General features: G+C 64.1%; 11 protein-coding genes. 9 read left to right on the top strand and 2 right to left on the bottom strand.

The genetic code is table 11. The features are described from left to right. A partial coding sequence (locus tag ACUXH0_RS08405; protein WP_476196432.1) for a hypothetical protein occupies positions 1 to 321 on the top strand: 321 nt, incomplete at its 5' end. 63 nt (positions 322 to 384) lie between these two features. Here the strand turns inward: ACUXH0_RS08405 and ACUXH0_RS08400 are convergent. Beyond that, positions 385 to 1,245: a CHAD domain-containing protein gene (locus tag ACUXH0_RS08400; RefSeq protein WP_012436594.1), complete on the bottom strand. Its 861-nt coding sequence runs from the start codon at positions 1,243 to 1,245 to the stop codon at positions 385 to 387. Between the two features lie 109 nt (positions 1,246 to 1,354). Then, on the bottom strand, positions 1,355 to 2,128 hold the full coding sequence (locus tag ACUXH0_RS08395; RefSeq protein WP_004637124.1) for a DeoR/GlpR family DNA-binding transcription regulator: 774 nt from the start codon (positions 2,126 to 2,128) through the stop codon (positions 1,355 to 1,357). 143 nt (positions 2,129 to 2,271) lie between these two features. Between ACUXH0_RS08395 and glpD the strand changes: the two genes are divergently transcribed. From glpD to glpK, 8 genes are all read left to right on the top strand, one after another. Then, on the top strand, positions 2,272 to 3,849 hold the full coding sequence (glpD, locus tag ACUXH0_RS08390) for a glycerol-3-phosphate dehydrogenase (RefSeq protein WP_012436595.1): 1,578 nt from the start codon (positions 2,272 to 2,274) through the stop codon (positions 3,847 to 3,849). A 66-nt stretch (positions 3,850 to 3,915) separates the two neighbouring features. Continuing rightward, positions 3,916 to 5,034, top strand: coding sequence for an ABC transporter ATP-binding protein (locus ACUXH0_RS08385; RefSeq protein ID WP_012436596.1), 1,119 nt, complete (start codon positions 3,916 to 3,918; stop codon positions 5,032 to 5,034). Continuing rightward, a complete protein-coding gene (locus ACUXH0_RS08380; RefSeq protein WP_012436597.1) occupies positions 5,021 to 6,118 on the top strand; it encodes an ABC transporter ATP-binding protein in 1,098 nt (365 codons plus the stop codon). Before ACUXH0_RS08385 ends, ACUXH0_RS08380 begins: the two co-directional genes overlap by 14 nt. Then, positions 6,115 to 7,005, top strand: a complete 891-nt coding sequence (locus tag ACUXH0_RS08375) for a carbohydrate ABC transporter permease (protein WP_004637132.1) — start codon at positions 6,115 to 6,117, stop codon at positions 7,003 to 7,005. The genes ACUXH0_RS08380 and ACUXH0_RS08375 overlap by 4 nt, the downstream gene beginning before the upstream one ends. After that, entirely contained in the window at positions 6,998 to 7,831 is an 834-nt protein-coding gene (locus ACUXH0_RS08370) for a carbohydrate ABC transporter permease (RefSeq protein WP_012436598.1), read from the top strand. Before ACUXH0_RS08375 ends, ACUXH0_RS08370 begins: the two co-directional genes overlap by 8 nt. A 22-nt stretch (positions 7,832 to 7,853) precedes the next feature. Next, a complete protein-coding gene (locus ACUXH0_RS08365) occupies positions 7,854 to 8,135 on the top strand; it encodes a DUF2160 domain-containing protein (RefSeq protein WP_004637136.1) in 282 nt (93 codons plus the stop codon). A 171-nt stretch (positions 8,136 to 8,306) separates the two neighbouring features. Further along, positions 8,307 to 10,043: an ABC transporter substrate-binding protein gene (locus ACUXH0_RS08360; protein WP_012436599.1), complete on the top strand. Its 1,737-nt coding sequence runs from the start codon at positions 8,307 to 8,309 to the stop codon at positions 10,041 to 10,043. Positions 10,044 to 10,156: 113 nt separating this feature from the next. Further along, positions 10,157 to 11,653, top strand: coding sequence for a glycerol kinase GlpK (gene glpK, locus ACUXH0_RS08355; protein WP_012436600.1), 1,497 nt, complete (start codon positions 10,157 to 10,159; stop codon positions 11,651 to 11,653). The last annotated feature ends 53 nt before the right edge of the window (positions 11,654 to 11,706 follow it).

The following is an 11,706-nucleotide window of genomic DNA, read 5'->3' as shown; positions in this document are numbered from 1 at the left end:
AAATCCGCCGCACCCAGTATTAAGCGCCCACACTTATCGGCTGTTTGCTTGTTAAAGAACTTCGCGATCAACTTTGTTTATCGCGTCGCTGCGTTTTCTGCAGCAGAGAAACGAGATTATGCAGAGCTTTTTCGTCGCTGTCAACAACTCGTCGAAGAATTTTTATCCACCAACGCGCTGCCAACCACCACCGAATCTCCAGCCAATCGCCAACCACCCAATCGACCGCAAACCCGCTCTACACCTGCTTCTCCACCACTCAACACCACCACCGTCACCTGCGTTTCGGCGCTGTGTTTTGCAGCGAGGGGCGAACTATAGGCGGGTTTCCCGAACAGCGCAAGCCCTTTCTTTTCGCGGGGTCTTTCTGCACTTTTCGAGGGGCTACAGCGCCTTGTGAGACCGTACCCAGCGCAGCCCCCGTCCTGCCCGCTTCCGCGCGGCGCTGGCGCGCTTGTGAAAGGCGCTCACTATAGATAGCGGCGGCGGCTCGTCCAATAAGTCGGCAACGCAATCAAGGGAAACACTCGCATCGTGAACCTCGCCCAAGGCGTCTTGCAGTTTGCGCAAGTGACTTCGGTAGCGCTTGGCCGCGTGGGCCCCAAGCGCCGGGTAGAACGCTTCATATAGATAGCGCCACTGCTTTGCGGCGATGCGGGCACGATGCAGTCGTGGTGCAGACGATCGCTTGGGGTGACGCCCGCGACGAATCAGCTTCTTTCGGAGCGCTCCGGCCCGGGCGCGAGCAAAGCGGGAATGCCGCCCAGGCTCGCCGTCCGCATGAAAGGCAGCGACTGCCTGCTCCAGTTCGAACAACATTTCCGGCACGTCCGGCGAGGCCAGCCCGGCACGCAATTCCCCCCAAGCGCGGTTGCGCACCTCTTGGGACTTCTCAAAAGCCTCGTCCAGCCACGCCCGGCCGGCCTTGTCGCTATCGAGTAGGGACGCCTGGACGGCGGGGAGCCAATCGGTGAGCAGCACATCCCATTCGCGCACTGGGCCAGTGGATGCGGCAAGCGCTCGCAAGCGGGGCTTCCACTTGGCAACGAAGCTGGCAGGCAGGACCGGCGCAAACGTCACCCAAGCGGAACGCAGCCGACGCAGGGTGACGCGGAACTGGTGAAGATCTTCGTCGCTGGGACTGGGCGCAGCCAGCTTGGCAAGGGCGTCGCGCAGCGCAGCGATGTGTTCAGTGACGATACCCCCGAAGATCGAAAGGATAGCCGCATGTGAGTGCTTGCTCACAATGCTCTCCGTGTGACGAGTCTGGATGACAGGGAAGCACGCAAGGTGCGCGCCTTGTCATTTCACTGTAGTGGAACGGTCGAAGACCGCAGAGAAGCTGGATCAAACGTCAGCGCGTTTCGCTGGCGACGATCACGTCCACCTCGGCGGCGCGGAGGACTTCGGCCATCGGCTCAGGCACGGGGACGTCGGTGAAGAACTTGTCGATCTGCGAGACATGGCCCAGGCGGACAACAGCGCGGCGACCGAACTTGGAGTGATCGGCCACGAGCCAGACTTCGCGGGACTGCTCGATGATGGACTGGGCGACGCGCACTTCACGGTAGTCATAGTCGAGCAGCGTGCCGTCTTCGTCGATGCTGGAGACGCCGATGATGCCGATGTCGACGCGAAACTGCTTCATGAAGTCGATCGTGGCCTCGCCAACGATGCCGCGGTCGCGGTTGCGCACGAGGCCGCCGGCGACAATGACCTCCGCGTCCGGGCTGCCGGAGAGGATCGACGCGACGTTCAGATTATTGGTGATGACACGCAGACCGCGGGGCCCGTTCTGGCCGACCAGTGCCTTGGAGACTTCTTCGGTGGTCGTTCCAATATTGATGATGAGCGAACGGCCGGGCTCGACGTGGCGCGCAACGACCTCGGCGATACGCCGCTTGGCGTCGATGTGCAGGACCTGGCGCTGGTCGTAGTCGATGTTTTCGACCGACGAAGGCAGGCCGACGCCGCCGTGATAGCGCGCGAGCAGGCGCTCGTCTTCGAGCTGCCGGATATCGCGACGGATGGTTTGCGTCGTGACGCCGAGCACGCGGGCAAGCGCGTCGACGGAGGCATCGCCGTGTTGGCGGACGTATTCGAGGATCTGGCGGTGTCGCGGAAGCATCAAGTCACGAAATGAACACAAACGAACACATATGAGCGGATTAGGCGATTCCCTATGTTGCTTTATTTTCGCCCTTCACTAAACTATCCGCCAACGCGTCACTATTCGCAAGGAAAGGCGCGAAAATCAACAGATTCAAACCCATGCAACTCACTGACGCGTCGCATCTGGACTGTGATCTGCTGGTGGTCGGAGGCGGCATCAACGGCGTGGGTATCGCGCGTGATGCCGTGGGCCGTGGCCTGTCGGTAGTCTTGTGTGAAAAGGACGACCTGGCCCAGCACACCTCTTCGGCCTCGACCAAGCTGATCCACGGCGGGCTGCGGTACCTCGAATATTACGAATTCAGCCTGGTGCGCAAGGCACTGCAGGAGCGCGAGGTGCTGCTGCGCATGGCGCCACACATCATGTGGCCGCTGCGTTTCGTGATGCCGCACGATGCCGCGCAACGTCCGGCGTGGATGATCCGCGCTGGCCTCTTCCTCTATGACCATCTGGCACGCCGGCGCTTTCTGCCGGGCTCGGAGTCGATCAAGCTGGCGCGGCATCCGGCCGGCAAGCCGCTCAAGGCTGGCTACACGCGGGGGTTCGTCTATTCCGACGGCTGGGTGGACGACGCCCGCCTGGTGGTGCTCAATGCCCGGGACGCGGCGGACCGCGGCGCACAGATCTTCACCCGCACGCGCTGCTTGAACGCGGAGCGCCGCGCTGATGGGTGGCACGCCTCGCTGGCTGGCCCGGACGGCATCCGCTCCGTGCGCGCAAAGGCGATCGTTAATGCCGCCGGGCCGTGGGCGGCGGAGTTCGCCCGTTCTGCGCACGCGCTGCCGAGCACGCGCGGCCTGCGGCTGATCAAGGGCAGCCACATCGTGGTGCGGCGGATGTTCGATCACCCGTTCGCCTATATCTTCCAGAACCCGGACGGGCGGATCGTATTTGCGATCCCGTACCAGAACGATTTCACGCTGATCGGCACGACGGATCTGGAATACAAGGGCTCGGTGGACCAAGTGGCCATCGATGCCGGCGAAATCCAATACCTGTGCGAAATGGCCAGCCGCTATTTCACCCGGCAGCTGACGCCGAGCGATGTGGTGTGGAGTTACTCCGGGGTGCGGCCGCTGCTGGACGACAGCGCCGCCAACGCCTCGGCCATCACGCGCGATTACCTGGTCGAATGCGAAACCGGCGCCGACGGCGCGAACGCCCCGCTCATCAACGTGTGGGGCGGCAAGATCACGACCTACCGCAAGCTGGCCGAAGAAGCGCTGGACCAACTGGCCCCGCATCTGCCGCTGGCCGGCAAGCCTTCGTGGACGGCCACCGCATCGCTGCCGGGCGGCGATCTGGAAGCGCCGGGGCAGCTGGTTGCCGAATACACCTTCGACGATTTTGTGGCGCGCCTGCAAAAACGTTTGCCGTGGCTGCCGACCCTGCTGGCGATGCGCTATGCGCACCAGTACGGCACGCGCGTGAACACGCTGCTGGCCGGCGCCACGCGGCTGGAAGAACTAGGCGCCGAAGTAACGCCCGGGCTGTACGAAGCCGAAATCCGCTACCTGATCGAACACGAATGGGCCCGCACGGCGCAGGACATCCTGTGGCGGCGGACCAAGCTGGGCCTGCACGCCAGCGATGCCGACCGCAGCCGGCTGGAAGTCTGGCTGGCGCGGCATCTGCCGGAAGGCGACACCACACCAGTGGCAGAACGAGCGCCCTGAAGCACCGGGACCCGCCGCCCGAGCCAAGACATCAAGAAATCAAAGCAGTAAGACGGGAGACATCAATTGATTCTGGAACTGGACCAGGTTACGGCCATGGTCGGGGCGCAGACGCATCTGTACCCGACCAGCCTGCGGCTGGCGCCCGGCGCCATCAACGTGCTGCTGGGGCCGACGCAAGCCGGCAAGACCACGCTGATGCGCATCATGGCCGGGCTTGACCGGCCGACCACCGGCCGCGTACTGGTCGACGGCAAGGACGTGACGGGCGTAGGGGTGCGCGATCGCAATCTGGCGATGGTGTACCAGCAATTCATCAACTACCCGGCGATGACGGTGTACGACAACATCGCCTCGCCGCTGCGCCTGCAGGGCACCAACAAGGGCGAGATCGACTCGCGCGTGCGGGCCGTCGCCGCCAAGCTGCACATCGAACATCTGCTGCAGCGCCTGCCGGCCGAGCTGTCGGGCGGACAGCAGCAACGCTGCGCGCTGGCGCGGGCGCTGGTCAAGCGGGCACCACTGGTGCTGCTGGACGAACCGCTCGTCAATCTCGACTACAAGCTGCGCGAAGAATTGCGTGCCGAGTTGGCATCGCTCTTCGCTGATGGCGGCACGACCGTCGTGTACGCCACCACGGAGCCGCAGGAAGCGCTGCTGCTGGGCGGCCACACCGTCGTCATGCATGAAGGCCGCGTGCTGCAAGACGGCCCGACGCTCGACATGTACGAAGTGCCGGTGTCGGTCAACGCAGCGGCCATCTTCAACGACCCGCCGATGAACGTGCTGGACGCCACCGTGGTGGAAGGCAACCAGATCCGCCTGCCACAAGGCATTGACGTTGCATGGACGCGCCCGCTGCCGATGACGGCCGGCACGCGCTGCCGCATCGGCCTGCGTCCGAGCCACATCCGCCTGGCGCCGCGCAACGGCGGTGCCGTCGCGCTGCCGGGCACGGTGGAGTTGGCCGAGCTGTCGGGCTCCGAAACGTATCTGCACGTGCGCGCGCACGCCGCTGGCCAGTCGAACACGATCGGCCTGGTCGCGCAGTTGCCGGGTGTGCATGAGTTCGAACTGGGCGCGGCGCTGGACGTATTTGTCGATCCGGCCGAACTGTTCCTGTTCGACGATGCGGGCAAGCTGGTGAGCGCGCCCAAGCAGGGAGGCGCACATGGCACGCATTGAATTCCGCAATCTGGGCCACAGCTACCGCCCGAATCCGCAAGCGCTGTCGGACTACGCGCTGCAGCCGATGAACATGACCTGGCGCGACGGCGGTGCGTATGCGCTGCTGGGACCGTCGGGCTGCGGCAAGTCCACGCTGCTGAACATCATCTCGGGGCTGCTGACGCCGTCGGAAGGCCAGGTGCTGTTCGACGACCGCGACGTCACGCACGCCAGTCCGCGCGAACGCAACATCGCCCAGGTGTTCCAGTTCCCCGTCATCTACGACACGATGACCGTGTTCGACAACCTCGCCTTCCCGCTGCGCAATCGCAAGACGCCGGAAGCCGAAGTGAAGAAGCGCGTGGAGGAAGTGGCCGAGATCCTCGAGCTGCAGCACGCGCTCAAGCGCCGCGCCTCTGGTCTGGCGGCCGACGCCAAGCAGAAGATCTCGCTGGGCCGCGGCCTGGTGCGCAAGGACGTGGCGGCCATCCTGTTCGACGAGCCGCTCACCGTCATCGATCCGCACCTGAAGTGGCAACTGCGTCGCCAGCTCAAGAAGATTCACCAGCAGCTCAAGCTCACGCTGATCTACGTGACGCACGACCAGGTGGAAGCGCTGACCTTTGCCGACGAGGTGGTCGTCATGACCGAAGGCAAGGTCGTGCAGCAAGGCGGGCCGGAAGCGCTGTTCGAGCGGCCGGACCATACCTTCGTCGGCTACTTCATCGGCAGCCCGGGCATGAACCTCTACCCGGTGACGGTGGATGGCGAGGTGATTGCGCTGGGTGATCAGCGCCTGTCGGTGGGGCGCGACACGCTTGCCACGCTCAAGAACGCAAACGGTTCGCTCAAGCTCGGCATTCGGCCGGAATTCGTGCAACTGGCCGCACCCGGCGAAGTCGGCACCGTCGCCGCCAACGTCCATCAGGTGCAGCAACTGGGTACGCACCAGTTGCTGACCGCCAGCCTCGGGGAAGCCGGCGGACTGCCGATCAAGGCCAAGCTGCCCAACGAAGTGTCCGTGACCGAATCGCGCGTGTGGCTGCGCCTGGATGCGCCGCAGACGCTGTATTACAGCAATGACGAGAGGATCGGCCGATGAACAAGCCGCTCAACAACAAGGCGTGGTTCCTGATCCTGCCGGTGTTCCTGTGCGTGGCGTTCTCCGCCATCCTGCCGCTGATGACGGTGGTGAACTACTCGGTGCAGGACATCATCAGCCCCGAGCAGCACGTGTTCGTGGGCGTGGACTGGTTCCGCCAGATCCTGCGCGACGGCGATCTGCAGGACGCGCTCACGCGCCAGCTGATCTTCTCGCTGTGCGTGCTGGCCGTGGAAATTCCGCTGGGCATCGGCCTGGCGCTGTCGATGCCGTCCAAGGGCTGGAAGGCGTCGGCCGCACTGGTGGTACTGGCCATGCCGCTGCTGATTCCCTGGAACGTGGTGGGCACCATCTGGCAGATCTTCGGGCGCTCCGATATCGGCCTGGCCGGCTACTGGCTCAACCAGATGGGCATCGATTACAACTACACGTCGCACTCGTTCGACGCGTGGATCACTGTGCTGATCATGGACGTGTGGCACTGGACGCCGCTGGTAGCGCTGCTGGCCTATGCCGGCCTGCGCTCGATCCCGGATGCGTTCTACCAGGCCGCCGAGATTGACGGCGCCAGCCGCCTGGCCGTGTTCCGCTACATCCAGCTGCCGAAGATGCGCGGCGTGCTGATGATCGGCGTGCTGCTGCGCTTCATGGACAGCTTCATGATCTACACCGAACCGTTCGTGCTGACCGGCGGCGGCCCGGGCAATGCCACGACGTTCCTGTCGCAGTACCTGACGCAGAAGGCGGTCGGCCAGTTCGACCTGGGCCCGGCGGCGGCATTCTCGATCGTGTACTTCCTCATCATCCTGCTGTTCTGCTTCGTCCTCTACAACTGGATGCAACGCATGGGCAGCGCCAGCACGGCCGTGGGAGACGACCATGCCTAAGCAGAACCACAACAACGAACACAAGCGCAGGATCGCGCGCGCGATCACGCTGGCGGTATACGTGGCGTTTGCCGTGCTGCCGCTGTACTGGATGTTGAGCATGTCGCTCAAGACCAATGAGGAGACGCTGGCCGGCTTCTCGATCTGGCCGAAGCTCGTCACGTTCGACAACTACAAGATCATCTTCACCGATCCGTCGTGGTACTGGGGTTACATCAACTCCATCATCTACGTGACGATGAACACGGTGCTCTCGACCGTGGTGGCGCTGCCGGCGGCCTACGCCTTCTCGCGCTACCGCTTCCTGGGCGACAAGCACATGTTCTTCTGGCTGCTGACGAACCGCATGACGCCGCCCGCGGTGTTCCTGCTGCCGTTCTTCCAGTTGTATTCGACGGTCGGCCTGATGGACACGCACCTGGGCGTGGCGCTGGCGCACATGCTGTTCAACGTGCCGCTGGCGGTGTGGATTCTCGAAGGCTTCATGTCGGGCATCCCGCGCGAGATTGACGAGACGGCCTACATCGACGGCTACAGCTTCCCCAAGTTCTTCCTGAAGATCTTCCTGCCGCTGATCAAGGCCGGCGTGGGCGTGACGGCGTTCTTCTGCTTCATGTTCAGCTGGGTGGAGCTGCTGCTCGCACGCACGCTCACCTCGGTCGATGCCAAACCCATTACCGCGGTGATGACGCGCACGGTATCGGCTTCGGGCATGGATTGGGGCGTGCTGGCCGCAGCCGGTGTGCTGACGATCATTCCCGGTGCGCTGGTGATCTGGTTTGTGCGGAACTACATCGCGAAGGGCTTCGCGATGGGCCGCGTCTAAAACAAGAACGGGAGACACAGCCATGTTCAGCTGGATGGCCTGGACGCCCGAAGTGGCGATCTTCTTTGGCTGCATCGCCTTGATGCTGGCCAGCATGACGGTCTGGGAGGTGGTGCGGCCCACAGTGGAGCGCAAGGGCTTCCTGCCCATCGCCACCACGCGCGGCGACCGCCTCTTCATCGGCCTGTTGACCGCGGCCTATATCAACCTGGCGTGGGTTGGGCTCACGTCGGAGGAGACCGGCGCCTGGGGCGGCTTCATTGCCTCGATGGTGGTGCTGGCGATCGTGATGTGGCGCGGCTGATGCCGGTGCATCGTCCATGAATTTGCAGGTCCGGGAGCATCTGCGCAGGCTGATGCTCCCACGCCCAATTTGACGTACGGGCACAGGCATTCCATCACGCTCCCCGCGTCGGAATGCCGGATGTTTTCGCTGCGGGGAGAACAACAAGCCAACAAGCACGAGGAGATACCGATGAAAACATCCTGGCGCATGACGCTTCAGATCAGTGCCATTGCACTGGCGAGCGCCCTGGCAGTCGGCGCAGCCCATGCCGGCGAAGCCGAAGCCAAGAAGTGGATCAGCAGCGAATTCCAGCCCAGCACGCTGTCGCAAGACAAGCAGATGGCGGAAATGAAGTGGTTCATCGACGCCGCGGCCAAGCTCAAGGCAAAGGGCGTGACCGAGATCCACGTCGTGTCGGAAACGCTCGACACCCACGCCTATGAATCGAAGACGCTCGCCAAGGCCTTCGAAGAAATCACCGGCATCAAGGTCAAGCACGACATCATGCAGGAAGGCGATGTCGTCGAAAAGCTGCAGACCTCGATGCAGTCGGGCAAGAGCATCTATGACGGCTGGATCTCCGACTCCGACCTGATCGGCACGCACTATCGTTACGGCGTGATCATGCCGCTGTCGGACTACATGGCCGGCGAAGGCAAGGAGTTCACCAACCCGGGCCTGGACCTGAAGGATTTCATCGGCACGAGTTTCACCACCGCGTCTGACGGCAAGCTGTACCAGTTGCCCGACCAGCAGTTCGCCAACCTGTACTGGTTCCGCGCCGACTGGTTCGCGCGCAAGGACCTGCAAGACAAGTTCAAGGCCAAGTACGGCTACGACCTGGGCGTGCCCGTCAACTGGACGGCCTATGAAGACATCGCCAACTTCTTCACCAACGACGTGAAGGAGCTGGACGGCAAGCGCATCTACGGCCACATGGATTACGGCAAGAAGGATCCGTCGCTCGGCTGGCGCTTTACCGATGCGTGGCTGTCGATGGCCGGTTCGGCCGACAAGGGCATCCCGAACGGCCTGCCCGTCGACGAGTGGGGTATCCGTGCGGAAAACTGCGCGCCGGTAGGCGCCTCGACGTCGCGCGGCGGCGCCACCAACAGCCCGGCCGCCGTGTACGCCCTCACCAAGTACATCGACTGGATGAAGAAGTACGCGCCGCCCGAAGCGACCGGCATGACCTTCAACGAAGCCGGCCCCGTGCCCGCGCAAGGCCACATCGCCCAGCAGGTGTTCTGGTACAGCGCCTTTACCGCGCCGATGACCAAGCCGGGCCCGGTCGTGAACGCCGACGGCTCGCCGAAGTGGCGCATGGCCCCCTCGCCGCACGGCCCGTACTGGAAGGACGGCATGCAGAACGGCTACCAGGACGTCGGCTCGTGGACGTTCTTCAAGTCCACGCCGTTCGAGCGCCGCTCGGCCGCGTGGCTGTACGCGCAGTTCGTCACGTCGAAGACCGTGTCGCTCAAGAAGTCGATCACCGGCCTCACGTTCATTCGCGACTCCGATATCCACAGCGACTACTTCACCAAGAACGCGGCCAAGTACGGCGGCCTGATCGAGTTCTACCGCAGCCCGGCCCGCGTGGCCTGGACGCCGACCGGCAACAACGTGCCCGACTATCCGAAGCTGGCGCAGCTCTGGTGGAAGAACGTCGCCACGGCCGTCACGGGCGAGAAGACGCCGCAAGGCGCGATGGACAACCTGGCCAAGGAAATGGACCAGGTGATGGGCCGCCTGCAGCGCGCCGGCATGAAGAACTGCGCGCCCAAGCTGAACCCGGAAAGCGATCCGTCGAAGTGGCTGTCGACCGAACACGCCCCGTGGAAGAAGCTCGACAACGAGCGACCGAAGGGTGAGACGGTGGCCTACGACAAGCTGCTGGCTGCCTGGAAGGCAGGCAAGGTACGTTAATTCGCGCGTGTCCGTCGGTCGCCAACACGGGGCCGGCGGGCTACCATGCTTGCATTCGTTTCACATGCCGCGGGGCCGGCTGATCGTGCCCGGCGGTCACTCTTTTCTGCCTTATGGAATACCTCCTCGCGCTCGACCAGGGCACATCCAGCTCACGCGCCATCGTCTTCAACCGCGCCGGCCAGATCGTCGCCAGTGCCCAGCAGGAGTTTCCGCAGCATTTCCCGCAGCCCGGCTGGGTCGAGCATGACCCGTTCGACATCTGGAACAGCCAGCTCGCCACCTGCCGCGCCGCACTCGAACAAGCCAAGCTCTCCGCTGCCGACATGGCGGCGCTTGGCATCACCAACCAGCGCGAAACCACCATGGTGTGGGAGCGCGCCACGGGCAAACCGATCTTCAACGCCATCGTCTGGCAGGACCGCCGCACCGAAGCCATCTGCGAAAGCCTGCGCGCCGAGGGCCTGGAAGACGAGGTGCGCAAGCGCACCGGCCTGATCATCGATCCGTATTTTTCGGCCACCAAGCTGCGCTGGATTCTCGACCACGTGGACGGCGGCCGCGAGCGCGCGGCACGTGGCGAACTTGCCTTCGGCACCATCGACAGCTGGCTCGTCTGGCAACTCACACGCGGCCGCCTGCATGTGACCGACGTATCGAACGCTTCCCGCACGATGCTGTGGAACATCCACACCGGCGAATGGGATGCGGACCTGATGCGCGCGCTCGACATTCACCCGAGCCTGTTGCCCGAGGTGCATCCGTCTGCGCATCAGTTCGGGCAGACCGATGCCGACTGGCTCGGCGCCTCGCTCACCATCGGCGGCATTGCCGGCGACCAGCAATCGGCGCTCTTCGGCCAGGCCTGCTTCAAGCCGGGCATGGCCAAGAACACCTACGGCACCGGCTGTTTCATGTTGCTCAACACGGGCGACAAAGCGGTCCAGTCGCACAACGGCCTCATCAGCACGGCGGCATGCCAGAGCGGCACGAAGCGCAGCTATGCGCTCGAAGGCAGCGTATTCGTCGGTGGCGCGGTGGTGCAGTGGCTGCGCGACGGCCTGCGCGCCATCCAGCGCTCCGCCGACGTCGAAGGCCTGGCCGCCTCGGTGCCCGATTCCGGCGGCGTGGTGTTCGTGCCGTCGTTCACGGGCCTGGGGGCACCGTACTGGGACCCCACCGCGCAGGGCGCCATCGTCGGCCTCTCGCGCGGCACAACCATCGGCCACATCGCACGTGCGGCGCTCGAATCCATCGCCTTCCAGAGCACCGCATTGCTGCAGGCTATGACGCGCGATGCCGTTTCCACCATCTCGGAACTGCGCGTCGATGGCGGCGCCTCGGCCAACAACCTGCTCCTGCAGTTCCAGGCTGACCTGCTCGGCATTCCGGTCGTGCGTCCGGAGATCATCGAGACCACGGCGCTGGGGGCGGCTTACCTGGCGGGCATCGCCACCGGCTTCTATCGTGATGAAGCCGAGGTCGCCCAGCAATGGCGTGCCTCGCGCACGTTCCACCCCGTCATCAGCCGCGACGAGGCCGCACACCGCATCGCCCAATGGGAAATGGCCGTTGCGCAGGTCCGCCTGCCGACAACGCGCGGCCACTGAAGGCAAACCCGGCAACCAGAAAAAAGGCGACCCTCGGATCGCCTTTTTTCATG

Source organism: Ralstonia sp. 110700041-2, assembly GCF_056280165.1.
The sequence above is the reverse complement of the archived record's forward strand: the minus strand, read 5'-3'. Positions and strand labels throughout refer to the sequence as shown.